This window comes from Pseudomonas sp. SA195 (assembly GCF_054131565.1).
On sequence record NZ_CP096392.1, the window covers coordinates 3,432,728 to 3,459,353 of the forward strand.

The following is a 26,626-nucleotide window of genomic DNA, read 5'->3' on the forward strand; positions in this document are numbered from 1 at the left end:
GATTTGCCTCGTTGATCGTTCAGGAAGAAGCCGCGAGAACGCGGCGAGTTAGAGCAGCATGCCGCTGGCGCGGGCACGCTCATGACACCGCAGCAGCACCGCGCGCCGCTCGGCATTGTCCATACCACGCCAGCGGCGAATCTCGTCGACGCTGCGCTGGCAACCGGTGCAGACATCCTCCTCGTCCAGCGCGCAGATACTTACGCAGGGCGAGGAGACGGGTTTCTCTTGCTGGCTCAATCGTTCTGCTCCGCCAGATCACGCGCGTAGCGCTGGGCATTATGGACATAGTGGGCGGCACTGGCCTCGAGCATCTTCTTTTGTTGCTCGGTCAGCTCGCGGACGACCTTGCCGGGAGACCCGACCACCAGCGAGCCATCCGGAATCTCCTTGCCTTCGGCGATCAGCGTGTTGGCGCCGATGATGCAGTGCTTGCCGATCCTCGCCCCGTTGAGAATGACCGCATTGATGCCGACTAGGCTGTAGTCGCCCACGGTGCAACCGTGCAGCATCGCGTTATGGCCGACCGTCACGCCGGTGCCGAGCGTCAACGGATGCCCCATGTCGGTATGCATCACGCTACCGTCCTGCACGTTGCTGTTGGGGCCGATGTGGATCAGTTCGTTGTCTCCGCGCAAGACGGCGCCGAACCAAACGCTGGCGCCAGCCTCCAGACGGATCTTTCCAACTAGCGTGGCGTTGGGCGCTACCCAGCTTTGCGGGTCCGCGTCGACACGGGCGTCTCCCAGGCGGTATTTCATGGTCATGGTTTCCTCTGCAGATCCACATAGCTGGCCGGCGGGCGACGCATCTCGATGCCGGCGTCATAGATGAGGTTCACGAGCTCGACGACCATGATGGCCGTCAGCCCCCAGATCCGGTACTCACCGTAGCGATAGGAAGGGATGTACCAGACGCCACCCTCATAATCGATCCGGTGGGTAACCTCGCGCACGTCCTGGCAGAAGAAATCCAACGGCACGGAAAAGACCGAGGCGATTTCGGCGTCATTGGCGCGGTATTCGACGTAGTCGGGCACGATGCCGACGAAAGGCGTGACGTGGATACCGTGAAGCGACACCAGACTGCTCAGGGGGCCGACGACTTCGACCATCCCCGGTGCCAAGCCCACCTCCTCTTCCGCCTCACGCAAAGCGGTTTGGATGAGATCCGCATCTTCGGGATCCCGGCGACCACCCGGAAACGCGACCTCCCCCCCGTGGGTCGACAGCCCGCTGGCGCGCAATGTCAGCACCAGCTCCGGCGAATCGCTTCGGGTGACGGGCATCAGCACCGCCGCCTCGGGCATTCGCGCCTCCGGCTCCAGGAGATGCGGAGCGTAATCGCGCACCCGTTGGAGAATCCTGTCCAGCATCGATCTACTCTGTTTGACTTTGCCGGGCATCATGGCACGAATCACCGAGGTGCCCAATACGCAGCCCGGCCGGGCGACACCGATACGCCATCGAACGTCGCAGACTGGCTTGAAAACTTCCCGAGCCGCAGCCACTCTCATGGTGGCCGCGGCTCGGCGACGACCGTCGAGTGCAGCATCGGAAAAAGGACGTGTGATGAAATTCTGTAGTCAGTGCGGCGGATCGGTCAGCGAGTTCGTGCCTGCGGGTGACAACCGCCCCCGATTCGTCTGCGACGCCTGCCAGACCGTTCACTATCTGAATCCGCGGATTGTCGCGGGCTGTCTACCTGTCTGGCACGATCAGGTCCTGCTTTGCCGCCGAGCGATCGAGCCGCGCCGCGGCTATTGGACGTTGCCGGCCGGCTTTATGGAAAACGGCGAGACCGTCCAGCAAGCCGCTGAGCGGGAAACGCTGGAAGAGGCGAATGCACGTGTCACCGGCTTGCAGCTTTACACGCTGTTCGACCTGCCGCATATCAATCAGGTTTACATGTTCTTTCGCGCGGAACTGCTCGATCAGGCCTATTGCGCAGGCGACGAGAGCCTGGAGGTCAGGTTGTTCGCGCAAACCGATATCCCTTGGTCAGAGCTGGCTTTCCCCACCATCGACCGTACCCTAGAATACTTTTTCGCCGACCGGGTCCAGCAGGCCTTCCCGGTACGAAACGAAGCCATGGGCGCAATGCGCGTGGCACGAAAACAGGCCTGATGTCGTAGTTTCAGGACGTGCCTCGATGCGCTGGCTGCTCGCTTTAGTCTGCTTTACTTTCACCACCCTTTCTCATGCCAACGCCGCCCCCGTATTCGACGATGCCTTTATCGACAAGGTGCTGGTGGTCAAGTCCGAGCGCAGGCTCCACTTGATCAGTCGTGGCGTGACGATGAAAAGCTACCGCGTCTCGCTCGGCAAGCAGCCGGGCCCCAAGGAGCGCGAAGGCGACCAGAGAACACCGGAAGGCTTCTACTGGATCGACTGGCGCAAGGCGTCGGAAAAATACAACTTGGCGATGCACATTTCCTATCCGAACGCGCAGGACCTCGCCCGCGCCAGCAAGACGGGCGACCGGCCCGGCAGCATGATCATGCTGCACGGCACACCGCTCGACGAAGAGTATCCCGAGTGGTTCTTCCATACCCTGGACTGGACCGAAGGGTGCATCGCGCTGAAGAACGATGACATGCGCGAAATCTGGGGCCTGGTTAAAAACGGCACCCTGATCGAGATTCGCCCCTGACCGTCTTTTTTGCACGCGCGCCCTGCGAAGGGTAACGTTCGCCTCACTACCCGTTACCCCGGCTGCCTATGAACGACGCCTCGTCCGACGAATTACTTCACCTCGATAACCAGCTCTGTTTCGCGCTCTATTCCGCCTCCCTGCAGATGACCAAGGCCTACAAGCCACTGCTGCAGGAAATCGGGCTGACCTACCCGCAGTATCTGGCAATGCTGGCCCTTTGGGAGCACGACGGGCAAACCGTCGGTGAAATCAGCGCGCGCCTGCTTACGGAACCTGGCTCTCTGACGCCTTTGCTCAAGCGGCTGGAAGCCGAGGGACTGCTCAACCGTATTCGCAGCAAGCAAGATGAACGTGTCGTTGAGCTGCATCTGACCCCAGAAGGGAAAGCCCTCAAGCAGCGTGCCTCTGCCTTCCCTGGCTGCATGCTCGAATGCACCGGCCAATCAGCCGAAGCGTTACGCAACTTGCATGCGCAATTGGTAGCGCTGCGCAACGCCCTAACCCAGACACGTTGATGCAGTCCCGTGGCCAACCGACTGAACGCCATATCGAAATTTATCTTGCGCGATAAATAACATGGCGATAACTTAACCCAACCCTTTCCAGACATGAGGACCGCCCCATGCAAACCATCAAAGCCCTGTATACCGCGACCGCTACAGCCACCGGCGGCCGCGACGGCCGTGCACGTTCATCTGACGGTCTACTGGACGTCAAACTGTCCACCCCACGCGAACTCGGTGGTGCGGGAGGCGAAGGCACCAACCCCGAGTAGATGTTCGCGGCCGGCTATTCGGCCTGCTTCATCGGCGCGCTGAAATTCACTGCGCAACAACGCAAAGTCACCCTGCCGAACGATCTGTCGGTTACCGGCAAGGTCGGCATCGGGCAAATTCCGGGCGGTTTCGGTTTGGAAGTCGAGTTAACGATCCAGCTTCCAGGCCTGGAACAGGCACAAGCCGAGCAACTGGTAGAAGCGGCGCACCAGGTATGCCCCTACTCCAATGCGACCCGCGGCAATATCGACGTGCGCTTGAGCGTCAGCGTCTGATCGAGGCAGAAACAAAAAACCCCGAGCCACCTTCGTGACCCGGGGTTCTGTGTGCTGGATGCGTTAGAACTGCATATCGGACAGCCGCCACACCTCGAACGCTGGCGTCTCGTAGGGGTGCGCACCCTTGAGCGCCCTCACGCAATCGTGGATCGCTTCGTCCGCAACGACGAGCTCTATTTTCCACTCGGGCATCATCTGCACATGACCTTGCTGCCCCACGAATGGCTGGCTTCCCTCCAGCGGACGGAACTGTCCGTGGCCCAGCACCTGCCAGCAGCAGTTGTCATACGCACCGATGCGCCCAGCACCCGCTGCAAAAACCGCTTTCTTGACAGCGTCCAGATGGCTTTCCGGAACATAGAAACACAGTTTGTACATCAGCCTCTCCGTACAGATACAGGCGGACCGGACAACGGCTAAAGCCCCGCCAATGGCTTAGGTGTTCATCAGACGCAGCCCGTATGGCTTGGTTCAGCGACAGGCTGACAGCCCTCCAAATACGAAAAAAAGCTCGGAACGACAGGCGCTCCGAGCTTCATCCGTCACCTCAATACTCAGTCGACCCAGACCCGAGCATTGCGGAACATCCTCATCCAACCACCATCCTCTTTCCAGTCATCCGGGCGCCAGGAGTTCGTCACTGCCCGGAATACGCGCTCAGGGTGCGGCATCATGATGGTCACCCGGCCGTCACGTGTCGTCAGTCCTGTGATGCCGCGCGGTGAGCCGCCCGGGTTGAACGGGTAGCGCTCGGTCACCTTGCCGTGGTTGTCGACATAACGCAGCGCGACGGTGCCAGACAGGTCAGCCTCGAGCAGTGCTTCCTCGCTCTCGAACTCCGAATGCCCTTCGCCGTGAGCGATAGCGATCGGCAGCCGGGAGCCTGCCATACCTTGCAGGAAGATGGACGGCGAATCCTGCACTTGCACCATGGCGACGCGTGCCTCGAACTGCTCGGAGCGGTTGCGTACGAAGTGTGGCCAGGACTCGCTGCCCGGCACCAGCTCGTGCAGGTTGGAAAGCATCTGGCAGCCGTTGCACACGCCAAGCGCGAAGCTGTCCTTACGCTCGAAGAAGGCACTGAAATCGTCACGGGCCTTGGTATTGAACAGGATGGACTTGGCCCACCCCTCGCCGGCCCCCAGCACGTCGCCGTACGAGAAGCCTCCGCAAGCGACGAGCCCTTTGAAGCGCTCCAGGCTGATCCGCCCCGAAAGGATATCGCTCATGTGAACATCGACCGCGGCAAAGCCAGCGCGGTCGAACGCCGCCGCCATTTCGGTCTGACCGTTGACGCCCTGCTCGCGCAGGATCGCCACCTCTGGTCGCACGCCGCGCTTGATGTAGGGCGCTGCGATGTCTTCGTTGACATCGAAGCCGAGGCTGACGCTCAGCCCCGGATTGTCTTCTTCAAGGAGCGCATCGAACTCCTGATCGGCGCAGTCCGCGTTATCACGCAAGCGCTGAATTCGATAGCTGGTTTCGGACCACTGGCGCTGCAGCAGGCGACGATCACCGCTGAACACGTCCTGCCCCTCGAACCGAATCGCCACGTGCCCGTTGTTCACCGGCTTGCCGACCACCGAAACGCAGTCGCCAAGCCCAGCGGCACTGAACTGCGCCAGCACCACCTCGGTATCGCCCTGGCGCACCTGGATCAGCGCACCGAGCTCTTCGTTGAACAACGCAGCCGGGATATCGGCGGCATGATCGACCAGGGCTTCGAGGTTCAGGTCCAGGCCACAATGACCGGCAAAAGCCATCTCGAGCGCCGTGGTAAGCAAGCCGCCATCGGACCGATCGTGATAGGCGAGCAGCAGGCCATCGGCATTTAGACCCTGGACGACCGCGAAAAACGCTTGCAAGTCCTCGGCATCGTCCACGTCAGGCGCGGTACGGCCCAAGCGGCCATACACCTGCGCCAGGATGGACCCGCCGATCCGATTCTGCCCACGCCCCAGGTCAATAAGGATCAGGTCGGTCTCGCCCTTGTCCAGGCGCAGTTGCGGAGTGAGCGTTTTGCGCACGTCCACCACCGGCGCGAAGCCGGACACAACCAGCGACAGCGGCGAGGTCACGCTCTTGTCCGCACCCTCCTCGCTCCAGCGCGTCTTCATGGACATCGAGTCCTTGCCCACCGGAATGGTGATGCCCAGCGCGGGGCATAGCTCCATGCCCACGGCACGAACAGTGTCGTACAGCCGCGCGTCTTCGCCCGGATGGCCGGCAGCGGCCATCCAGTTAGCCGAGAGCTTGATGTCGGAGAGTTTGTCGATGTTTGCCGCGGCCAGGTTGGTCAGGGTTTCGCCGATCGCCATGCGGCCCGACGCGGGCGCGTCGAGCAGCGCAACCGGGGTGCGCTCACCCATCGCCATGGCTTCACCGGTGTAAACATCAAAGCTCGTAGTGGTCACTGCACAATCCGCGACCGGCACCTGCCAGGGGCCGACCATCTGGTCACGCGCGACCATGCCGGTGATGCTGCGGTCACCGATAGTGATCAGGAAGCTTTTGCTCGCCACGGCCGGGTGGTGCAGGACACGCTCAATGGCGTCAGCCAAGTCCACCTGCTCGGCGGCGAAGTCATCACCCAGCTCGGCTTCGCGAGTCGCACTGCGATGCATGCGAGGGGCTTTGCCGAGCAGTACGTTGAGGGGCATATCCACCGGGTTGTTGCCGAAATGGCTGTCAGCAACCGTCAGATGCGGCTCGGCGGTAGCCTCACCAACCACTGCGAAGGGGCAACGCTCCCGGCGACAGATTTCCTCGAAACGAGCCAGATCGGCCGCATCAACGGACAGCACGTAGCGTTCCTGGGATTCGTTGCACCAGATTTCCAGCGGCGCCATGCCCGGCTCATCGTTGGGCACCTGACGCAGCTCGAAACGGCCGCCCCGGCCGCCATCGTTGACCAATTCAGGGAAGGCGTTGGACAAGCCGCCGGCGCCCACATCGTGAATGAACTTGATCGGGTTCTTTTCGCCGAGCTGCCAGCAACGATCGATAACTTCCTGGCATCGACGTTCCATCTCGGGGTTGTCGCGCTGCACGGAGGCAAAATCCAGATCCGCCGAGCTGCTGCCAGTCGCCATCGACGAGGCCGCGCCGCCGCCAAGGCCAATGAGCATCGCAGGGCCGCCGAGCACGATCAGCTTGCCCCCTACGGAAATCTCGCCCTTCTGTACGTGATCTTCACGGATGTTACCCATGCCGCCTGCCAGCATGATCGGCTTGTGGTAGCCCCGCACTTCCTCACCACGCGGCGTAGCGATCGCCTGCTCGAAGGTGCGGAAATAGCCATTCAGCGCCGGCCGGCCGAATTCGTTGTTGAACGCCGCACCACCCAGCGGGCCCTCGATCATGATGTCCAGCGGCGTGACGATACGCTCGGGCTTGCCGTAAGGGACTTCCCAAGGCTGCTCGAAACCCGGGATGTTGAGGTTCGACACGGTAAAACCGGTCAGGCCAGCCTTGGGCTTGGCGCCGCGGCCAGTCGCTCCCTCGTCGCGGATCTCACCGCCCGAGCCGGTGGCGGCGCCTGGGAACGGCGCGATGGCGGTCGGGTGGTTGTGGGTCTCCACCTTCATCAAGATATGCACGGGCTGCTGGTTGGCCGCGTACTCGCCGGTTTCAGAATTGGGGTAAAAACGGCCGGCGCGATGGCCGACAATAACCGCCGCGTTGTCCTTGTACGCCGACAGCACACCTTCGCCATGCATCTGGTAGGTGTTTTTAATCATGCCGAACAGCGACTTTTCCTGGCTCTCGCCATTGATGTCCCAGCTGGCGTTGAAGATCTTGTGTCGGCAGTGCTCGGAGTTGGCCTGGGCGAACATCATCAACTCGATGTCATGCGGGTTGCGACCCAGCCCGGTAAAACTGGTTACGAGGTAATCGATCTCGTCTTCAGCCAGCGCCAGGCCAAGCTCAGCGTTGGCTTTCTCCAGCGCGGCGCGCCCGCCACCCAGTACATCCACAGCCTGCAGCGGCTTGGGCTGGGCGTGGCTGAACAGCGGCTCGGCCGCCTCGAAACGGTCGAGCACCGCCTGCGTCATGCGATCGTGCAGGCTGGCAGCGACCGCGGCGGCATCCGCATCGGACAGCTCACCGGCAATGTAATAGGCGATTCCGCGCTCCAAACGCTGAATCTTGGCGAGACCGCAATTGCGTGCAATATCGCTGGCCTTGCTCGACCAGGGCGAAATGGTGCCGAACCGGGGAATAACCAGAAACAGACGCCCACTGGGCTCCTGCACGGGAACGCTCGGCCCGTACTCGAGCAACCGGCCAAGTACCTGCTGTTCATCCGCGCTCAGGGCGCCGGTGACGTCTGCGAAATGGGCGAACTCGGCGTACAGCCCGCTCACAGCGGGGACCTTTTCGGTCAATTGCGCCAGGAGCTTACCGTGACGGAAGGCGGAAAGAGCGGGAGCGCCGCGCAGGATCAACATCGTCGGAACAGCCTCGGAAAGGGGGAGCAGTCGGGCCGCGTATTCTAGCCCATGACGACGTTCGAGGCTAAGGGAAGGCGAAAGCTGCGGCAGCTGGAAGCCAGCTCAGCGCCGCAACGAACAAATGCACCCCTGGAACTGCAGGGCATGGGTTCCGACGACCCATGCCCCGAACGCAAGGCGCTGGCAAAAAGCAGATCCTCGCGCCCGCTTTGGCGCCACTACCTCAATGCAGGATCTGGCTGAGGAAAAGCTTGGTGCGCTCGTTGGTGGGGTTGGTGAAGAACACCTCCGGGTCGGCCTCTTCGACGATCTCCCCCTTGTCCATGAAGATCACCCGGTCGGCGACAGTGCGCGCAAAACCCATCTCATGGGTCACACAAAGCATGGTCATGCCGCTTTCGGCCAACCCGACCATGGTATCGAGCACTTCCTTGACCATTTCCGGATCCAGGGCCGAGGTGGGCTCGTCGAACAGCATGATCTTGGGCTTCATACACAACGCCCGCGCGATGGCGACCCGCTGCTGCTGGCCACCAGAGAGCTGCCCCGGGTATTTGTCTGCCTGCTCTGGAATGCGCACGCGTTCGAGGTAGTGCATCGCAATTTCCTCAGCCTGGCGGCGCGGCATCTTGCGCACCCACATGGGGGCCAACGTGCAGTTTTGCAGAACGGTCAGGTGCGGAAACAGATTGAAGTGCTGAAACACCATGCCGACCTCGCTGCGGATCGCCTCGATCTGCTTGAGGTCGTTGGTCAGCTCGACGCCGTGGATCACGATACGCCCCTGCTGATGCTCCTCCAGCCGATTTAAACAGCGGATGGTCGTCGACTTGCCGGAACCGGACGGGCCACAGAGGACGATACGCTCGCCCTGGGTGACGTTCAGGTTGATGTCCTTGAGCACATGGAACTGGCCGTACCACTTGTGCACGCCCTGCATTTGGATGACGGCTTCGTCGGACTGGGCCGGGTGCTGCGGGTTGGAAGAAATGTCGTTCATGAGTGGCTCCTAGTGCCGATGGCCGGTGTCGAGCTTGCGCTCCAGATGCATGGAATAGCGCGACATGCCAAAACAGAAAATCCAGTAAACGAGCGCGGCGAAGACGTAACCCTCGGTCGACATGCCCAGCCAGGCAGGGTCCGAGGTGGCGCGCTTGATGCTATTGAGAAAGTCGAACAGGCCGATGATGATCACCAGGCTGGTGTCCTTGAACAGAGCGATGAACGTGTTGACGATCCCCGGGATCACCATCTTCAGCGCCTGCGGCAAGACCACCAGCACCATGCTGCGCCAATAGCCCAGGCCCATCGCCGCGGCAGCTTCGTACTGCCCCTTGGGAATCGCCTGCAGCCCGCCGCGTACCACCTCAGCGATGTAAGCGGCCTCGAAGAACACCACCATCACCATCGCCCGCATCAGCTTGTCGAGGTTCATCCCCTCGGGCAGGAACAGCGGCAACATGACCGATGACATGAACAGCACCGTGATCAGTGGCACGCCCCGCCAGAACTCGATGAAGGTGACGCACAGCACGCGGATTGCCGGCAAGTTCGAGCGTCGCCCCAGCGCCAGCAGGATGCCCAGCGGAAGAGCACCGGCGATGCCGACCGCCGCGATGACGATGGTCAGCATCAGCCCGCCCCATCGGCTCGTTGGGACTGTTTCCAGACCTAGGAAGCCACCGTGCAACAGCCAGAAGGCCAGCAGCGGGTAGATCAGCAGGAAGGCAATGCCATACCGTGCCTTGTGCGGCATTTGCCGCAGGAACAGCGGCGCTGCGCCGATGATTGCCAACCATGCCGTGGCATCAACGCGCCAACGCAGTTCCGGCGGGTAGTAGCCGTACATGAACTGGGCGAAACGAGTCTGTATGAAGACCCAGCATGCGCCCTCGCGTGTGCAGTCAGCGCGAGTGGTCCCGCTCCAGTCGGCTTTGATGATGGCCCACTCGATGATGGGCGGCACGACCAGCCAGATGAGGTACAACCCCAGCAGCGTCAGCAGCGTGTTGAGCCAACTCGAAAACAGATTGGCACGCATCCAGCCCAGAACGCCGATATTGGTCGACGGAGCTGGAAGGTCCGGTTTGAAAGTATGGGAAGTCATGCGCTCGTCCTTACCGCTCGATCAGCGCAATGCGCTTGTTGTACCAGTTCATCAACAGCGAAATGCTGATGCTGATTGCGAGGTACACGCTCATGGTAATAGCCATGGTTTCGATGGCCTGCCCGGTTTGGTTCAGCACCGTTCCGGCGAACAGCGACACCATGTCGGGATAGCCGATCGCGGCTGCCAGGGACGAGTTCTTCGCCAGATTCAGATACTGGCTGGTCAGCGGCGGAATAATCACCCGCAACGCCTGCGGGATGATCACCAGGCGCAACACGCGACCAGGACGCAGCCCCAGCGAAGCGGCCGCCTCCGTCTGGCCGTGGCTGACCGACTGGATGCCGGCACGCACGGTTTCACCGATGAACGCCGCGGTGTAGATCGACAACGCCAGGACAATCGAGACGAGTTCAGGGATGACGACCCAGCCGCCCCGTATATTGAAACGCTGCAGCTCTGGGATTTCCCACAGGAAAGGCGCGCCGAAGAACAGCGAGCATGCGCCCGGTATCGCAATGAACAGCGCCAGGCTCGCCCAGAACACCGGGAAGGATTCTCCCGTGGCATGGCGCCGGGCCCGCGCCCAGCGGTTGAGCGCGACGATTGCCACCAGCGCGACGAACAGCGCCACCCAGAACGACCAGAAGCCCTCTCCCGCGCTGGGTGCCGGCATCTGCACGCCGCGGTTGTTGATAAAGACCATGTCCCACAGGCTCAGGCTCTCCCGGGGGCCGGGTAAGGGGCTCAGCACCGCGAAGTACACGAAGAAAATCTGCAGCAGCGGCGGGATGTTGCGGAATATCTCGATATAGACCGTGGCGATTTGCCGGATCAGCCAGTTCGGCGACAGCCGCGCCACACCGAGGATGAAACCGATAATCGTGGCCAGGATGATTCCGACAACACTGACGAGCAACGTGTTAAGCAGCCCCACCCAAAATACGCGCCCATAGGAGTCGCTCTCCTGATAGTCGATCAGATGTTGGGGAATGCCGAAGCCGGCAGCGTTATCGAGAAAGCCGAAGCCTGAGTTGATGCCTCGGTTAGCGAGATTGGTCTGGGTGTTGTTGAACAGAAACCAGCCGATAGCTACGACTGTTATGACGGCAACGACCTGGAAAAACCAGGCACGCGCCTGCGGATCCGTGAGTAGCGAGCCGCGCGCTACCCCCGCTTTGGCGATGGTTCGCATCAAGAAACCTCATACGGCATCGCCGGCGCATAGGCACCGGCGAGGCTCATCCTTGAAACAGGGCCAGCCGCGATGGCCGACCCAGCTCGGTCAACGCACGGGAGGTGCGTATTGCAGACCGCCATTGGTCCAGAGCGCGTTCAGACCCCGTTCGATCTTCAGGTCGCTGCCGGAGCCAATGTTGCGTTCGAACATTTCGCCGTAGTTGCCAACTTGCTTGACGATCTGCACAGCCCAGTCCTTGGGTAGTTTCAGATCCTTGCCGTACTCACCCTCGGCGCCCAGCAAGCGGGCCACGTCGGGATTCTTGGTGCTCTTCGCGGTTTCCTCGACGTTCGCCGCCGTCACGCCCAGCTCCTCGGCGTTAACCATGGCCAACAGCGACCAGCGCACGATATCGAACCATTCTTCATCGCCCTGACGCACAGCCGGGCCAAGTGGCTCCTTGGAGATGACCTCCGGCAGCACGACGTAGTCGTCCGGCTTGGCCAGCTTGATACGCTGCGCGTACAGCTGGGACTGATCGGACGTGAGCACGTCGCAACGCCCGGATTCCAGCGACTTGGCGCTCTCGTCGGAGGTGTCATAAGTGATCGGCGTGTACTTGAGGTTGTTGGCGCGGAAGTAGTCGGAGAGGTTCAGCTCGGTGGTGGTTCCTGCCTGGATGCACACCGTTGCACCGTCGAGTTCCTTGGCGCTGGATACGCCCAGCGACTTGTTCACCAAGAAGCCCTGGCCGTCGTAATAGGTTACGCCAGTGAAGTTCAGGCCCATGGCCGCGTCACGCGAACTGGTCCACGTGGTGTTTCGAGACAGCATGTCCACTTCTCCGGATTGCAGCGCGGTGAAGCGCTCCTTTGCCGTCAGCGGACTGTACTTGACCTTGCTAGCGTCCCCAAAGACTGCCGCCGCTACCGCACGGCAGACATCCACGTCGATACCTTTGTATTCGCCCTTGGCATCGGTGTAGGAGAAGCCGGGCAGGCCATCACTGACGCCGCACTGCACAAACCCTTTGCTCTTGACCGCGTCGAGAGTCGCCCCCGCTTGTGCCAAGCCGCTGGTGCCTAAAATGGTGGCGGCACCAAGCACGGCCAGTGTGGTTTTAACCCTTATCATCGAAACCTCCAGTTTGCTTTTATTCTGCTGGGTCTGGCCTTCCTGCCTGGATCGCAGGCTGCCCGCCCGACAGGAATCGAGCGAAGCGGCGGAAGACCAGCCCTGAGTCTAGCTGCCGATTGGTTATCGGCAACTTTCCCAGCACGCTGGCATGCGGGCTTGCCGAAGCCATCGACGCGCTGGGTGGAACCAGACAAAGCAAGCGGCGTACCACATTTGCCAAGAACGACGGTAGATACAGCTGGGCGCTTCATACCGAATGCTCGCCCGGGTAACCTCACGTCTATCACGCACACCGTCTACTTCGCGCGCCCCAACATGGCGCGCACACCTCATACGGAGCCCCAAAATGAGCGATCCATTGATCATCGAACCCGCAAGCGCCCCCGATTCCTGCGTCATCTGGCTGCACGGGCTTGGAGCGGACCGTTACGATTTCCTCCCGGTTGCAGAGCTTTTGCAGCAGCGATTGGTTAACACCCGTTTCGTTCTGCCACAGGCACCGACCCGAGCGGTAACCATAAACGGTGGCTGGGCCATGCCGAGCTGGTACGACATCATGGCCATGAGCCCAGCGCGCGCGATCGACCAAGCTCAGCTCGAGCAGTCGGCCCAAACCGTGATCGACCTGATCGAAGCGCAGCGCAATGCAGGCATCGATCCAAAGCGCATCCTGCTGGCTGGGTTCTCCCAAGGCGGCGCGGTCGTCTATCACACCGCTTTCCTTCGCTGGGCTGGCCCGCTCGGGGGCGTCATTGCGTTGTCGACCTACGCGCCGACCTTTGCCACCGACCTGCAGCTGTCCCCGACGCATGCCGGCCGGCGGGTATTGAGCCTGCACGGCTCGCAGGACGAGGTCGTACCCAACGCCATGGGGCGCGCGGCTTACGACTGCCTGCTAGCTAACGAGGTACAGGCCGAATGGAAGGAATACCCGATGGGCCACGAGGTTCTGCCCGAGGAAATCCGCGACATCGGCGACTGGCTTGCCGCAAGGCTCGGTTAGAGTGCCGGTGGAAAATGTGACGGCGCACGCCTGCTCGATCGCCTGAGACCGGCTACGCTTGCGATTCAGGTGCATAGGCCGAAACGTTCGTCGTCCGGCCATCGCCTTTCTAGGTCACGGAGCGATATCGACATCATGACGACACCACCCGAACCGAGTGCTGGGTCATGAAGCTTGCGCCGTGGAGAGCCGAGCTGGGCCACCTAGAGCGGATCCATCTGTTGAAAGGCGTCGATGAACCATGCTTGCGCCTATTGCAAGAAGTCTTCGAAGCCTGCCTGGTCGATACGGGCGATGTTCTGTTGTCGCCGCACGAGCACAACCACCACCTTTATCTCGTATTGAACGGTCGCCTCGGCGTCCACCTCGATTCGCTGGACGGCCATCAGGTACGCGCCATCGAGGCCGGGGACTGCGCCGGTGAGATCAGCTTCATGGACGACCTGCCGCCCTCGGCCTACGTCGTCGCGCTGGAGCCCACTACGGTGCTGCGCCTGCATCGTCGGTCCATCGAGCTACTCACGCGCTCGCCGCAACTGATGCAGAACCTGGCTCAACTGCTCTGCCAGCGTGTACGCCTGAGCGACCGGCTGATCATCAATAGCGAGCAGAATGCCAATGTCGACACCCTCACCGGCTCGTTCAACCGGCGCTGGCTTGAGCACATCTACAGCCGCGAAAGCACCCGCTGCGCGTTCAACTTCCAACCCCTGTCGCTGCTGATGCTGGACGTCGACAATTTCAAGGAATACAACGACCGGCATGGCCACCTGGCGGGAGACCATGCGCTTTGCCTCGTCGTCGACACCCTAACCAAGCAGTTGCGCCCCGCCGACAGCCTGGTGCGATACGGCGGCGAAGAGTTCGTCATCCTGCTTCCGGATATGGCCCTTGCCGATGCGCGTAATGTTGGCGAACGGCTTCGTTCAAGCCTCGAGCAGGTCAGTACCTTCCCGTCGCCTATCGGCACGCTGCCTGGGGTCACCATCTCGATCGGCGTCGCACCCATGCAGCCGAGCGATAGCCTCGACGCGCTGATCCAAATCGCAGACAGTGCGCTGTACCAGGCCAAGGCAGGCGGGCGAAACCGCGTCTGCGGCTAAGCCGCCGCTGCTATCGTCAGCGCTCAGCGCAATGCTTCGCCGTATGTGCTTATTGCATTACACTGCCCGGCGGACCTTCGACATTAATAGATGAGACGACCGTGCTCAAAGCACTCAAGAACATGTTCGGCAAAGGCAAGACAGCCGACCAACCAGAACAGCCCCTGCAGCCGGTTCAAGACGCGCATGCCCAGGCAATCGAGGCCGAGCCCGAGGTAGCCGAGCCTGCGAGCGAGGCACAAGCGCCGTCCAGGCCGCGCCGGCAGAAAAACCGTAAACCCGCGGTACCGCCCGTGGCGCCTTGGAAAATCGAAGATTTCGCCGTGGAACCTGCCGAAGGCAAAACGCGGTTTCACGACTTCAACTTGGCCCCGGACCTGATGCATGCCATCCATGACCTGGGGTTTCCCTACTGCACGCCAATTCAAGCGCAGGTGCTGGGCTTCACGCTCAAGGGCCGCGATGCCATCGGCCGTGCGCAGACCGGGACCGGCAAGACGGCGGCCTTTCTTATCTCGACCATTACCCAGCTGCTGCAGACGCCGCCACCCAGCGACCGCTACATGGGCGAGCCGCGCGCGCTGATCATCGCACCGACCCGTGAGCTCGTCGTCCAGATCGCCAAGGACGCGGAGAACCTGACCAAGTACACCGGGCTCAACGTCATGAACTTCGTTGGCGGGATGGACTTCGACAAGCAGCTCAAGGCGCTCGAGTCCCGCTACTGCGACATTCTAGTGGCCACCCCGGGCCGCCTGCTGGACTTCCACCAGCGTGGCGAAGTTCATCTGGACATGGTCGAGGTTCTGGTGCTCGACGAAGCCGACCGCATGCTCGACATGGGCTTCATCCCGCAGGTGCGCCAGATCATCCGACAGACCCCGCCTAAGAGTGAGCGCCAGACGCTGCTGTTCTCTGCCACCTTCACCGACGACGTGATGAACCTCGCCAAGCAGTGGACGACCGACCCGGCCATCGTCGAAATCGAAGCCGAACATGTCGCCAGCGATACCGTCGAACAACACGTTTACGCCGTGGCAGGCAGCGACAAGTACAAGCTGCTCTACAACCTCATCACTCGTAACGACTGGACGCGCGTAATGGTCTTCGCCAACCGCAAGGACGAAGTACGCCGCATCGAGGAACGGTTGACCCGTGACGGTATCAGCGCAGTACAGATGTCCGGCGACGTTCCGCAACACAAACGCATCCGTGCGCTGGAAGGCTTTCGAGAGGGGAAGATCAGGGTCATGGTCGCGACCGACGTGGCCGGCCGCGGCATCCATGTCGACGGTATCAGTCACGTCATCAACTTCACCCTGCCGGAAGTGCCGGACGATTACGTCCACCGTATTGGCCGTACCGGCCGCGCCGGCGCGAGCGGCACGTCAATCAGCTTCGCCGGCGAAGATGACGCCTTCGCGCTGCCAGCCATCGAAGCGCTGCTTGGGCGAAAGATCAGTTGCGAGATGCCTCCGGCCGAGTTGCTAGCGCCCGTTCCACCGCGCCGTTGAACGGCAAAAAAAGCGAAGCCTGGCAGCTTCGCTTTTTTTGCACTTCCTGCCTGCTCCACTGATCGGGGTCATGCCGCACTTGGGCAAAGCGCCTAAAGTGACATGAGTACCGGTGGCAGGAGGTCGGCACATGAACACTACCCACCTGATGTTGCTGCTCATCTTGACCAGCTTCGTGCTGATGGGCACGGGCTTCAACTTCCGCGAGCGGAACTGGGGCGTTGCCCTGCTGGCGCTCGGCATCATGTCGATGCCGTCCACGCTGCTCTACAAACTTCAGATCGCCTTCGGTTGATCAGCGCTTCCAGCGCTGCGCGGCATCCTGATCGCTGCTGCGACCCTCAACCCAGCGTGGGCCAGACGGCGTCTGCTCTTTTTTCCAGAACGGCGCGCGTGTCTTCAGATAGTCCATGACGAAACGGCACCCATCGAACGCTGCCTCGCGATGCGCACTTGCCGCAGCGACGAAGACGATCGGTTCGCCCGGTTCGAGCATGCCGACACGGTGCAGGATGTCTAGCCTGAGCAGTGGCCAGCGTTCATTGGCCTCATCGATGATCTTCTGCAGCGCCTTCTCGGTCATGCCCGGCGCATGCTCGAGAAACATGCCCGCGACATCCTCGCCATCGTTGAAATCGCGCACATAGCCAACGAACCCAGCCACAGCGCCGACTCCGTGATTGGCAGAATGCATGGCATTAAGTTCAGCCCCAGGATCAAAGGGATCCTCCTGGATGCGTACGCCCATGGTCAGCCCCCGGTCACGGTTGGAAAGAACGCAATCTCGTCGCCATCGACCACTGGCTCCTGCACATCGCAGAGTTCCTGGTTACGCGCGCACATCAGGTTCTGCTCGGCGAGCACCGACCATTCGCCACCGCGCGCCACCAATCGCTGACGGACATCGTCGAGCCGGCGCAGCGACGGATCCCACTCCAGCGCCTCGCCGTCGCTGCCGAGCGCTTCCCGATAGCGGGCGAAATATTGAATCGAGATCATGCACGCACCTGCCAATGTCCGCTTTTGCCGCCCACCTTTTCTAGCAGGCGAACCGACTCGATCACCATGCCCTTGTCGACGGCCTTGCACATGTCATAGATGGTCAAGGCTGCGATGCTCGCCGCTGTCAGCGCTTCCATTTCCACACCGGTCTGACCGGCCAGCTTGCACCTCGCCTCGATACGCACACAATCGGCGCCTTCGGCCTGCAGGTCCAGTTTGATGCTGGTGAGCATCAGTGGATGACACAGCGGGATGAGGTCATGGGTTTTTTTCGCCGCCTGGATGCCGGCGATGCGGGCCACGGCGAACACGTCGCCCTTGGGGTGGCCGCCCTCCTGAATCATCTGCAGCGTTTCAGGCTGCATACGAACCCTGGCTTCGGCCACCGCCTCACGGGCCGTGACGGCCTTGGCGGTGACGTCGATCATATTGGCGCGCCCCTGGGAATCGAGATGGGTGAGCATGGAAGGCTCCTTGAAAATCGAAGGAGCGATGTTAACCCAGCCGGACGCTGGAAGCCCTCGATCTCAGCCCAGGGTCCCAGCGTGTGGCCTGCTGCGCTACATATGCGCTTCGGCGTACTCGGCGAGCACTGAACGCGGCACGCCTTGCAGCGTGATGTGCATGCCGTGCGGAAAGTCCTTGAAGCGCTCGGTCAGGTAGGTCAGGCCCGAACTGGTTGCCGACAGATAAGGCGTGTCGATCTGCGCCAGATTGCCGAGGCATACCACCTTCGAGCCGTTGCCCGCACGGGTGATGATGGTCTTCATCTGGTGCGGCGTCAGGTTCTGGCATTCGTCGATGAGAATCAGGCTCTGCTGGAAGCTGCGCCCGCGGATGTAGTTCAGCGATTTGAACTGCAGGGGCACCTTCTGCAGGATGTAGTCGACGCTGCCGTGCGTGCTTTCATCATCCATGTGCAGCGCTTCGAGGTTATCGGTGATCGCGCCGAGCCAGGGCTCCATCTTCTCGGCCTCGGTACCCGGCAGAAAGCCGATGTCTTCGTCGAGCCCCTGCACGCTGCGCGTGGCGATGATGCGGCGGTAGCGCTTGCTGACTACGGTCTGTTCGATCGCAGCAGCCAGCGCCAGGATGGTCTTGCCTGAACCCGCGGCGCCCGAGAGATTCACCAAGTGGATGTCTGGATCCAGCAGGGCAAACAACGCGAGTGCCTGGTGAATGTCGCGCGGGCGCAAGCCCCAGGCTTCCTGATGCAGCAACGGCTCCTGGTGCATATCGAGCAGCAGCAACTCGTCGGCCTTAATGCCCTTGATCCAACCAACGAAGCCCTGCTCGTCCAGGATGAACTCGTTGACATGGACTGCCGGCAAGTTGTCGATCAGTTGAACGCGGTGCCAGGTGCGACCATGTCCCTGGTGGGTGTCGACCTTGCTCACGCGATCCCAGAAGGAACCGGTCAGGCTGTGGTAACCCCGCGACAGTTGACCCACATCATCGACCAACTTGTCGGTCTGGTAATCCTCGGCGGCGACACCGCACGCCCGGGCTTTCAGGCGCATGTTGATATCGTTGGTAACGAGTACCACCGGGACGCCGCCGCTGCGACGTTGCAGGTCGACGACCTGGTTGATGATTTTGTTGTCGTTCAGGTCTTCCGGTAATGCACTGGAATCGGCGCCCTTGCTCATCAGGATCGACAAGCTCCCGCACGGTCCGCTCTTTTCCCTCTGGATCGGTACGCCGAGCTCTACTTCCTCGGGCGTGGCGTTGCCCAGCACCTTGTCGATCAGGCGGATAGCCTGGCGACACTCGGCCGCCACCGAATGTTTGCCGGTCTTGAGCTGGTCGAGCTCTTCAAGAACGGTCATTGGGATGGCGACTTGATGCTCCTGGAAGTTCAGCAACGCGTTGGGGTCGTGGATCAGGACGTTGGTATCGAGAACATAGAGGGTGGGCTGAGTAGCGCGGGGTCTGCCGTAGTCATCCATACGCGATCACCTTTTCGGAGCCTGCCGACGGAGAGCCGAATGCGCTCCGCCGAAGAGAAACCGCCGTGCGCCGAGGTGAGCGGACTTGAGTGGCAGCGGATTGGGGCCACCCAGAGGCCGCCACCTGAGGTGCAGGTTCCGGCGGTCTTGATTCGGTAATACCGCAAAACAGATGACAGGAAAAAGTCTTTTTCAGCCAGATGAGATTTTTTTTACAGCGCGACGAATAGGCCTTGGCGACCACTTGGCAGCCGACTAGGCTGACGGATCAACCCGGTGCGCCTTTTCGCACCGATTCACCTCGGCGGTCACGTGTACCAACTCCGGCATACCTGCCAGCACTGCCTTGTAATGGTCCGGCGCGTGCGGCTCGTGAGTCACCACGCTGACAATGCAGCTGTACTGCGCCCGCCCTACCCTCCATAGGTGTAGATCGGTCACCTCCGTGTCGTGAACGGCCTCGAGACGCTGACGAACGCGCTCGACGATCGGATCGTCCATCTCCCGGTCCAGCAACGCTTTGGCGGTATCACGCAACAGGCCCTTGGCCCACACCAGAATCACCAGTGCGCCGATGATGCCCATCAGCGGGTCCAGCCAGCCCCAGCCCAGATACTTGCCGCCAAGCAGGGCGGCGATCGCTGCGACGGACGTAAAAGCGTCGGTCAGAACATGGATGAAGGCTGCGTGACGGTTGAGATCCCGCCCATGGGCTGAACCCGAGTCGTGGTCGTGGTCGTGGTCGTGGTCGTGGTGATCATGCGCAGCGTGTCCATGATCATGTCCGTGTTCGTCCCGGAGCAACCAGGCCGAGGCCAGGTTGACCAGTAGACCTAACGCCGCGACCCACAAGGCTTCATCGAAACCAATTGTCGCTGGCGCCCATAGTCGCGACACCGACTCGCCGATCATCATCAGCGCCACCAACACCAGCAGCACGGCACTGGAGAACCCGGCAAGCACCTCGATCTTCCATGTTCCAAAAGCAAATCGTCGATCGCTGGCATAGCGCCGCGCGAGCGCATAAGCGAATGCCGCCATGCCAATGGCGACCATGTGAGATGCCATGTGCCAGCCATCGGCCAACAGCGCCATGGAGTTGAACAGGTAGCCCGCAACGATCTCTGCCACCATGGTCACACCGGTCAGCGCAACCACCGCCCAAGTACGCCGTTCCGCCCGGCGCTCCAGCGGCCGGTAATGATGGGAAGGTGCCCAGCTCGAATGGTCACAATCAGTCATGAAGCACTCCGTTTAGTTGCATCTAGCTTGCGCGTTGTACCAGGGCAGCCGTCAACCCTGGCTCAATCGACACCATAGCTGGAGCCGTAGAGGTCATAGCGCCTAGAATCGTCGCTCTTGCAAGGAGACCGACGCATGCTGATGGTGATTTCGCCGGCCAAGACCCTGAATTACGACACCCCGCCCACCACCCACCGCTTTACCCAGCCCGAGCATCTCGACGATGCTCAGGTTCTCATCGAGCAGCTTCGCGACATGACGCCTGCCCAGATCGGCGAACTGATGCACCTGTCCGACAAGCTTGCCGCGCTCAACGTCGCACGCTACGGCAGCTGGACGCCCTCGTTCACGCAGGACAACGCCAAGCAGGCCCTGCTCGCCTTCAAGGGCGACGTCTACACCGGCCTCAACGCTAACGACTTCAGCGAAGTGGACTTCGACTTCGCACAGAAGCACCTGCGGATGCTCTCCGGGCTCTATGGTGTGCTGCGCCCGCTTGATCTCATGCAGCCTTACCGGCTCGAGATGGGCACGAAGCTGGCCAATCCTCGTGGCAAGGACCTCTACGCCTTTTGGGGCGAGCGTATCAGCGAATGGCTCAACCAGGCCCTGCTCGAACAAGGTGACGATGTGCTGCTGAACCTGGCGTCGAACGAGTATTTCGGAGCGGTGAAGCGCAGTGCCTTGTCGGCGCGCGTGATCGACGTCGATTTCAAGGACCTGAAGAACGGCCAGTACAAGATCATCTCGTTTTATGCGAAGAAAGCACGCGGACTCATGACGCGCTTCGTGATCAAGGAGCGCATCGAACGCCCGGACCAATTGCTCGCGTTCGACTATGACGGTTATCGCTACAGCCCCGAGCAATCCCGAGCGGACCACCTTGTGTTCCTGCGAGACGCTCCGGCCTGATCGTCGTACCCGCCTGCTCGCGCCGCCCGGCGCGGGCAATCTCTCCGTCCTCCCCACCTGCAGCCCGGCCACCTTCATTTGAGTGACCCGTTTCCCGTCCCCATTCATCTTGCCGATCAGCGGTAAGCCTCTAGGGAACTATCCCACCGCCTTCGGGTTCATAAGCGCGTATCGACATTGCGGACGCAAAGGGACGTCGCTCATGAGCATGCCAAGGGATCGGAAACACCGGCCAGACAGCCATCCCGTCCGGGTAGCACGGTCTCTGGCCACCCGAATCGAACGCAGCAGGATATCGACCCAAACCATCGCCCAGGGGTGTTGCGGCGCCAGATGCGCAGCGATCACACCGGGCCGCGCCATTCACCTCGACGTCAACCTGCCGAGCACGGCGGTGAGGCGCAAGGCATCCAGACATTCAGGCTCGGAGCAAGCAGTTCGCACCGAAGGTGTTTTCCGTTCAAGGGAAAGCAAATCGATGGCGCGCGGCACCTGAAGGCCCGACCAAGACGCATCCGGTAGCCCTTCGATGGGGCGCTGTAATGGACAAGAAGAACTTACCCTTCTCAAACGATTCAGGAGATACGACATGATTCCGGTCATTCTTTCAGGCGGTAGCGGCTCACGGCTCTGGCCCCTTTCGCGCAAGGCGTTCCCCAAGCAATTCCTCGCGCTTACCGCCGAGCAGACCCTTTTCCAGCAAACCATCGAACGCCTTGCCTTCGAGGGCATGCAGCCGCCGCTGCTGGTCTGCAACAAGGAACACCGGTTCATCGTCAAGGAGCAACTGGCCGCTCGCAAACTCGAGACCCAAGGCCTCATGCTCGAGCCCTTTGGCCGCAACACCGCGCCGGCCATCGCTATGGCGGCCATGAAACTACTTGCCGATGGGCGCGACGAATTACTGCTGGTGCTGCCGGCAGATCATGTCATCGAAGATCACAAAGCCTTCCAGCGTTCGCTGGCATTGGCGACCAATGCCGCCGAGAACGGCGGCATGGTGCTGTTCGGCATACCTGCGACCAGCCCGGAAACCGGCTATGGCTACATCAAGTGCGACACGGCGGAACGCAACGGGCTACCGGAAGGCGTCAGCCGCGTCGCCCAGTTCGTGGAGAAGCCCGACGAGGTGCGCGCCCAGGAGTACGTCGATTCAGGCAATTACTTCTGGAACAGCGGCATGTTCCTGTTCCGTGCCAGCGTCTTCCTCGATGAACTGAAGAAGCACGACCCGGACATCTACGATACCTGCTGGGTTGCGCTGGAGCGCAGCGCCAAGAATGGCCAGGAAGTACTGATCGATCCGGCCACCTTCGCCTGCTGCCCAGACAACTCCATTGACTACGCCGTGATGGAGAAAACCGACCTGGCCTGCGTCGTCCCGATGTCTGCAGGCTGGAGCGATGTGGGTTCCTGGTCCTCGCTCTGGGATGTGCTGGAGAAAGACGAAAACGGCAACGTGACCCGCGGCGACGTCATCGTCGAAGACAGCCGCAACTGCCTGGTCCATGGCAATGGCAAGCTCGTCACCGTGGTCGGCCTGGACAATATCGTCGTCGTCGAGACCAAGGACGCGACCATGATCGCGCATAAAGATAAGGTTCAGGACGTCAAGAAGCTGGTGAACAAGCTCGACGCCATGAAGCGCTCCGAAACTCAAAACCACTGCGCCGTCTATCGCCCGTGGGGCTGGTACGACTCGGTCGACATGGGCGGTCGCTTCCAGGTCAAGCGCATCTGCGTCAATCCAGGCGCACAGCTGTCCTTGCAGATGCACCACCACCGTGCGGAACACTGGATCGTGGTCTCGGGTACCGCGCAGGTCACTTGTAACGACAAAACGTTCCTACTGACCGAGAACCAATCGACTTACATTCCAATCACGTCCATCCACCGCCTGGCTAATCCCGGCAAGATTCCGCTGGAAATCATCGAAGTGCAGTCCGGCAGCTACCTCGGCGAGGATGACATCGAGCGACTCGACGACGTTTACGGACGCGCTCCGGAATCAGAAAAGCAATCCGCTCGCTAATCACTTTACCGCTCGAAAAAACGCGCCGCACCGGCGCGTTTTTTATGCGCCATGCTTAAATCCAGGCGAGCAAAGTCATCGCCCCGCCTAAACCTGGCATGCCAGGCAAGCACGTTTGTAAAACGACTGCCGAAGCGGTCTCACCACTTGCGATAGGGATTCTGCGCATTACCAACTTGAAATAAAGTCGCCCATCCCTTAAATAACGAGGCGACTGTTGTCGGCAAACGCCGCCTATCCAATTGATGGTTACAAAGGAAATATCGTTACGTGACGAAAGACGAACTTCGCGCAGAACTCGAACGTCAGGCCACTCGCTTCCAGGCGATTTACGGTGGCGAAATTACCACCTATGCCGCACAACCCGAGCCGGAGCGCAAACGCTGGCGCAAAAAACCCACCGTACAGGACCAGGTGTTCCAGCAAGAGTTGGAAAAGATGGAAAAAGAGTTGGCGGCGCCAATCGCGGATGCCGAAAAGCCTTAATGCAATGGCCCGGCATACATCTTGTGCCGGACAGACATATCTAATCAGATCAGCGCCGCTTTCCGAGCAATGAGCCCATTAGCCCTCTGACCAGTTGCCGCCCGAATTGGTTGGCTGCCTGCTGGACGGCACTCTTGAGCACCCGCCCGGCCAGGTCACCTAGCGCATCGCCAGCCTTGCTGCTTGCGGTCTGCGTTTTCGTACTTGTCGCCTCGCCTTCACGTGCCGCCTGGGCTGCGCGCTCCGTAAGGATTTCATACGCCGACTCGCGGTCGACGGCCTTTTCATAACGTGCTCGCAACGGCGAAGCCAAGATGATGGCCTTGCGCTCCTGATCACTGAGCGGCCCTACGCGCGATTGCGGCGGAGCAATCGCCACACGCTCGACCATCGCCGGCGTCCCGTTGCTCTCCAGACCACCGAGCAGCGCCTCGCCAATCCCCAGGTCGACCAGTACATCGAGTGAAGAAAATGCCGGGTTTGCCCGAAACCCATCCGCCACAGCACGCAGCGCCTTCTGCTCGCGCACGGTGTAGGCACGCAGGCCATGCTGGACGCGCAAACCGAGCTGCGCCAATACCTCATCAGGCAAATCGGACGGTGACTGGGTGACGAAGTACACACCAACCCCTTTGGAACGGATCAGCCTTACGACCTGAATGAGCCGCTCCTGAAGCGCTTTCGGCGTGTCATTGAACAGCAGATGCGCCTCGTCGAAGAACAGCGCCAACAGCGGCCGATCCGCGTCCCCTCGCTCCGGCAGCTGCTCGAACAACTCGGCTAGCAGCCATAGCAGGAAAGTGGCGTAGACCTTGGGCGAATCGTGGACAAGGCGGGTGGCGTCGAGCAGATGGATGCGCCCTCGCCCGTCAGCATCGGGGCGCAGGATGTCGCCCAGCTCCAGTGCCGGCTCGCCGAAGAGCGCTTCGGCGCCCTGCTGCTCGAGCGTTGCAAGGCGCCGGAGCAGTGCCTGCACCGAGCCGGCATTGAGTAGAGCGGCATCATCGCCGAGCCATTCGGGGTGTGACCGCAAATGGTTGAGCAACGCCTTCAAATCTTTCAGATCGAGCAACAGCAACGCTTCGCGATCGGCCACCTTGAACGCGGCATACAACGCGGCCTGCTGGCTATCGGTCAGTTCGAGCAGGTTGCCCAACAACAGCGGCCCCATCTCGGTCAGCGTAGTGCGCAGCGGATGGCCGGCAGCGCCCTCGATGTCCCAGAGCGTAACGGGATAAGCCTGGGGGCGATGGTTCAGCCACGGCATGCTGGCGATGCGCTCGGCGATCTTGCCCTGCGGCACACCGGCCGCGGCCAGCCCGCACAGGTCTCCCTTGATGTCGGCAGCGAAGACTGCGACGCCGGCGTCACTGAACGCTTCGGCCAGGCGCTGCAGGGTGACGGTCTTGCCCGTGCCTGTTGCGCCGGCAATCAATCCATGGCGATTGGCGAGGCGGAGCGGGTGGCCGACGGCATCGCCCCTCATATCCGCCCCAAGTACCAGCGTGTCTTTACCTTCCATCGGTTACCTCCGAGCGAACTGCGGAATGCGTTTCGCCAACCCCGCAAGGCGACTCAGGCCGCCCCTCGTGTGCATTAGCATCGCCAGCCGGGCGGCCACCATGCATGCGCTGCCAGAGCTGGCGAGCGTCAGGAAAGGTGGTGCCGGTAGCCCCGTCCATAGCATTCGGATCGTAGCGCTGCGTGCAGCCGCTGCCGATGATCGGCGGCGCGACGGCCGAGGCCTTGTCCAGTGGATCGCTCATCTCCGGCTCCGGTCGTTATCAGTTGAACACCATGGTTTTGTTGCTGTGCACCAGCACGCGCTCTTCAAGGTGATAGCGCAAACCCCGCGACAGCACCATTTTTTCCACGTCCTTGCCCAGACGCACCATGTCTTCGATGCTGTCGCGGTGGCTGACACGCACTACGTCCTGCTCGATGATCGGGCCGGCGTCCAGCTCCTCGGTGACGTAGTGGCAGGTCGCGCCGATCAGCTTGACGCCTCGCAACGACGCTTGGTGATAAGGCTTCGCCCCGACGAAGGACGGCAGAAAACTGTGGTGGATGTTGATCACCCGCTGCGCGAACTCGCCGCAAAGCTCGGCGGGGAGGATTTGCATGTAACGGGCAAGCACGATGACGTCGGCCCGTTGTTCACGAACCAGGCGCGTGACTTCCGCGAACGCCTCCTGCTTGCGCCCCGGCTCGACCGGCACGTGGAAATAGGGGATGCCATGCCACTCGACCATGCTTCGCAGGTCGTCATGGTTGGAAATGACGCAAGGGATGTCACAGTCCAGCTCGCCGCTATGCCAACGATGGAGCAGGTCCGCCAGGCAATGCGACTCGCGGCTGGCCATTAACACGACACGCTTGCGCTGCTCGGAATCGGTAATGCGCCATTCCATGGAAAACTCACGGGCGATGGGTGAGAACGCCTGGCGAAAACCGTCGAGATCAAATGGCAGCGAATCCGCGCGAATTTCATGGCGCATGAAAAACCAACCGCTTTGGTGGTCGGAGTGGTGGTTGGCTTCGGTGATCCAGCCGTTATAGGTCGCCAAAAAGTTACTGACCTTGGCCACAATGCCAACGCCATCGGGGCAGGCGATAACCAGCCTGAAAGTGCGCATTAACGGAAACTCCGACCTGTAAAAAAGAGGCCGCATTCTAACGCAGCGCGGAAAAGCGCCACCATATTATTCAGCCACTCCATGGATCGGCCGCACCCAAGGGCATCGCGCTCCAATCGCTCGACCACAAGAACAATGGGGGAATCGAGGCGGTGCGAAA

27 protein-coding genes and 1 pseudogene are annotated in these 26,626 nt (G+C 61.2%); 11 read left to right on the forward strand and 17 right to left on the reverse strand.

Annotated elements, in window-relative coordinates; translation table 11 throughout:
• Positions 1 to 48: 48 nt before the first annotated feature.
• The 3 genes from M1D78_RS15975 to M1D78_RS15985 are packed head-to-tail and all read right to left on the reverse strand — an operon-like array spanning position 49 to position 1,375.
• Positions 49 to 240, reverse strand: coding sequence for a DUF1289 domain-containing protein (locus tag M1D78_RS15975; RefSeq protein ID WP_437420972.1), 192 nt, complete (start codon positions 238 to 240; stop codon positions 49 to 51).
• Positions 237 to 761 carry a gamma carbonic anhydrase family protein gene (locus M1D78_RS15980; protein ID WP_437421332.1) on the reverse strand — a complete coding sequence of 175 codons (525 nt, stop codon included), beginning with the start codon at positions 759 to 761 and terminating at the stop codon, positions 237 to 239. The genes M1D78_RS15975 and M1D78_RS15980 overlap by 4 nt, the downstream gene beginning before the upstream one ends.
• A 2-nt stretch (positions 762 to 763) precedes the next feature.
• The gene (locus M1D78_RS15985) at positions 764 to 1,375 is read right to left on the reverse strand and encodes a CoA pyrophosphatase (protein ID WP_437420973.1); all 612 of its coding nucleotides are present in this window, start codon (positions 1,373 to 1,375) and stop codon (positions 764 to 766) included.
• A gap of 196 nt (positions 1,376 to 1,571) precedes the next feature.
• Between M1D78_RS15985 and M1D78_RS15990 the strand changes: the two genes are divergently transcribed.
• From M1D78_RS15990 to M1D78_RS16005, 4 genes and pseudogenes are all read left to right on the forward strand, one after another.
• Entirely contained in the window at positions 1,572 to 2,126 is a 555-nt protein-coding gene (locus M1D78_RS15990) for an NUDIX hydrolase (RefSeq protein ID WP_437421333.1), read from the forward strand.
• A 25-nt stretch (positions 2,127 to 2,151) separates the two neighbouring features.
• Positions 2,152 to 2,652 (forward strand): L,D-transpeptidase family protein, encoded by a 501-nt coding sequence (locus tag M1D78_RS15995; protein WP_437420974.1) that lies wholly within the window; start codon positions 2,152 to 2,154, stop codon positions 2,650 to 2,652.
• A 68-nt stretch (positions 2,653 to 2,720) separates the two neighbouring features.
• Positions 2,721 to 3,170 carry a MarR family winged helix-turn-helix transcriptional regulator gene (locus tag M1D78_RS16000; RefSeq protein ID WP_437420975.1) on the forward strand — a complete coding sequence of 150 codons (450 nt, stop codon included), beginning with the start codon at positions 2,721 to 2,723 and terminating at the stop codon, positions 3,168 to 3,170.
• Positions 3,171 to 3,277: 107 nt separating this feature from the next.
• A pseudogene (locus tag M1D78_RS16005) lies at positions 3,278 to 3,706 on the forward strand (organic hydroperoxide resistance protein).
• A 63-nt stretch (positions 3,707 to 3,769) separates the two neighbouring features.
• Here the strand turns inward: M1D78_RS16005 and M1D78_RS16010 are convergent.
• The 6 genes from M1D78_RS16010 to M1D78_RS16035 form a co-directional block, all read right to left on the reverse strand.
• A complete protein-coding gene (locus M1D78_RS16010) occupies positions 3,770 to 4,087 on the reverse strand; it encodes a YqfO family protein (RefSeq protein ID WP_437420976.1) in 318 nt (105 codons plus the stop codon).
• A gap of 176 nt (positions 4,088 to 4,263) precedes the next feature.
• A complete protein-coding gene (gene purL, locus M1D78_RS16015; RefSeq protein ID WP_437420977.1) occupies positions 4,264 to 8,160 on the reverse strand; it encodes a phosphoribosylformylglycinamidine synthase in 3,897 nt (1,298 codons plus the stop codon).
• A gap of 226 nt (positions 8,161 to 8,386) precedes the next feature.
• The gene (locus M1D78_RS16020; protein ID WP_437420978.1) at positions 8,387 to 9,163 is read right to left on the reverse strand and encodes an amino acid ABC transporter ATP-binding protein; all 777 of its coding nucleotides are present in this window, start codon (positions 9,161 to 9,163) and stop codon (positions 8,387 to 8,389) included.
• A gap of 9 nt (positions 9,164 to 9,172) precedes the next feature.
• Positions 9,173 to 10,270 carry an amino acid ABC transporter permease gene (locus tag M1D78_RS16025; RefSeq protein ID WP_437420979.1) on the reverse strand — a complete coding sequence of 366 codons (1,098 nt, stop codon included), beginning with the start codon at positions 10,268 to 10,270 and terminating at the stop codon, positions 9,173 to 9,175.
• Between the two features lie 10 nt (positions 10,271 to 10,280).
• On the reverse strand, positions 10,281 to 11,465 hold the full coding sequence (locus M1D78_RS16030; RefSeq protein WP_437420980.1) for an amino acid ABC transporter permease: 1,185 nt from the start codon (positions 11,463 to 11,465) through the stop codon (positions 10,281 to 10,283).
• Between the two features lie 90 nt (positions 11,466 to 11,555).
• Entirely contained in the window at positions 11,556 to 12,584 is a 1,029-nt protein-coding gene (locus tag M1D78_RS16035; protein ID WP_437420981.1) for an amino acid ABC transporter substrate-binding protein, read from the reverse strand.
• Positions 12,585 to 12,933: 349 nt separating this feature from the next.
• Here M1D78_RS16035 and M1D78_RS16040 point away from each other — a divergent pair, with 349 nt between their 5' ends.
• The 4 genes from M1D78_RS16040 to M1D78_RS16055 all read left to right on the forward strand — a co-directional run bounded on the left by M1D78_RS16040 (position 12,934) and on the right by M1D78_RS16055 (position 16,502).
• Positions 12,934 to 13,590 (forward strand): alpha/beta hydrolase, encoded by a 657-nt coding sequence (locus tag M1D78_RS16040; protein ID WP_437420982.1) that lies wholly within the window; start codon positions 12,934 to 12,936, stop codon positions 13,588 to 13,590.
• A 167-nt stretch (positions 13,591 to 13,757) separates the two neighbouring features.
• Positions 13,758 to 14,693 (forward strand): GGDEF domain-containing protein, encoded by a 936-nt coding sequence (locus tag M1D78_RS16045; RefSeq protein WP_437420983.1) that lies wholly within the window; start codon positions 13,758 to 13,760, stop codon positions 14,691 to 14,693.
• Between the two features lie 101 nt (positions 14,694 to 14,794).
• Positions 14,795 to 16,207 (forward strand): ATP-dependent RNA helicase RhlB, encoded by a 1,413-nt coding sequence (gene rhlB, locus M1D78_RS16050; protein WP_437420984.1) that lies wholly within the window; start codon positions 14,795 to 14,797, stop codon positions 16,205 to 16,207.
• A gap of 130 nt (positions 16,208 to 16,337) precedes the next feature.
• On the forward strand, positions 16,338 to 16,502 hold the full coding sequence (locus tag M1D78_RS16055) for a hypothetical protein (RefSeq protein ID WP_437420985.1): 165 nt from the start codon (positions 16,338 to 16,340) through the stop codon (positions 16,500 to 16,502).
• Here the strand turns inward: M1D78_RS16055 and moaE are convergent, their stop codons facing one another.
• The 5 genes from moaE to dmeF form a co-directional block, all read right to left on the reverse strand.
• Complete coding sequence (gene moaE, locus M1D78_RS16060) at positions 16,503 to 16,955, reverse strand: molybdopterin synthase catalytic subunit MoaE (RefSeq protein WP_437420986.1); 453 nt, start codon at positions 16,953 to 16,955, stop codon at positions 16,503 to 16,505.
• A gap of 2 nt (positions 16,956 to 16,957) precedes the next feature.
• Positions 16,958 to 17,206, reverse strand: a complete 249-nt coding sequence (locus tag M1D78_RS16065; protein WP_437420987.1) for a MoaD/ThiS family protein — start codon at positions 17,204 to 17,206, stop codon at positions 16,958 to 16,960.
• Positions 17,203 to 17,673 carry a cyclic pyranopterin monophosphate synthase MoaC gene (moaC, locus tag M1D78_RS16070; RefSeq protein WP_437420988.1) on the reverse strand — a complete coding sequence of 157 codons (471 nt, stop codon included), beginning with the start codon at positions 17,671 to 17,673 and terminating at the stop codon, positions 17,203 to 17,205. Before moaC ends, M1D78_RS16065 begins: the two co-directional genes overlap by 4 nt.
• Before the next feature lie 96 nt (positions 17,674 to 17,769).
• The gene (locus M1D78_RS16075; RefSeq protein WP_437420989.1) at positions 17,770 to 19,158 is read right to left on the reverse strand and encodes a PhoH family protein; all 1,389 of its coding nucleotides are present in this window, start codon (positions 19,156 to 19,158) and stop codon (positions 17,770 to 17,772) included.
• Positions 19,159 to 19,413: 255 nt separating this feature from the next.
• Positions 19,414 to 20,400, reverse strand: coding sequence for a CDF family Co(II)/Ni(II) efflux transporter DmeF (gene dmeF, locus M1D78_RS16080; RefSeq protein ID WP_437420990.1), 987 nt, complete (start codon positions 20,398 to 20,400; stop codon positions 19,414 to 19,416).
• A 135-nt stretch (positions 20,401 to 20,535) separates the two neighbouring features.
• Here dmeF and yaaA point away from each other — a divergent pair, with 135 nt between their 5' ends.
• The 3 genes from yaaA (at position 20,536) to M1D78_RS16095 (ending at position 23,830) form a co-directional block, all read left to right on the forward strand.
• On the forward strand, positions 20,536 to 21,312 hold the full coding sequence (yaaA, locus tag M1D78_RS16085; protein ID WP_437420991.1) for a peroxide stress protein YaaA: 777 nt from the start codon (positions 20,536 to 20,538) through the stop codon (positions 21,310 to 21,312).
• Positions 21,313 to 21,901: 589 nt separating this feature from the next.
• Positions 21,902 to 23,344: a mannose-1-phosphate guanylyltransferase/mannose-6-phosphate isomerase gene (locus M1D78_RS16090; RefSeq protein WP_437420992.1), complete on the forward strand. Its 1,443-nt coding sequence runs from the start codon at positions 21,902 to 21,904 to the stop codon at positions 23,342 to 23,344.
• A gap of 270 nt (positions 23,345 to 23,614) precedes the next feature.
• The gene (locus M1D78_RS16095) at positions 23,615 to 23,830 is read left to right on the forward strand and encodes a hypothetical protein (protein ID WP_437420993.1); all 216 of its coding nucleotides are present in this window, start codon (positions 23,615 to 23,617) and stop codon (positions 23,828 to 23,830) included.
• 49 nt (positions 23,831 to 23,879) lie between these two features.
• Here the strand turns inward: M1D78_RS16095 and M1D78_RS16100 are convergent, their stop codons facing one another.
• From M1D78_RS16100 to purU, 3 genes are read right to left on the reverse strand one after another with little or no spacing between them, the layout of a single operon-like run.
• Complete coding sequence (locus M1D78_RS16100; protein WP_437420994.1) at positions 23,880 to 25,352, reverse strand: helicase HerA-like domain-containing protein; 1,473 nt, start codon at positions 25,350 to 25,352, stop codon at positions 23,880 to 23,882.
• Complete coding sequence (locus M1D78_RS16105; RefSeq protein WP_437420995.1) at positions 25,342 to 25,596, reverse strand: hypothetical protein; 255 nt, start codon at positions 25,594 to 25,596, stop codon at positions 25,342 to 25,344. Before M1D78_RS16105 ends, M1D78_RS16100 begins: the two co-directional genes overlap by 11 nt.
• A gap of 18 nt (positions 25,597 to 25,614) precedes the next feature.
• Positions 25,615 to 26,466, reverse strand: a complete 852-nt coding sequence (purU, locus tag M1D78_RS16110) for a formyltetrahydrofolate deformylase (protein WP_437420996.1) — start codon at positions 26,464 to 26,466, stop codon at positions 25,615 to 25,617.
• Positions 26,467 to 26,626 lie beyond the last annotated feature (160 nt).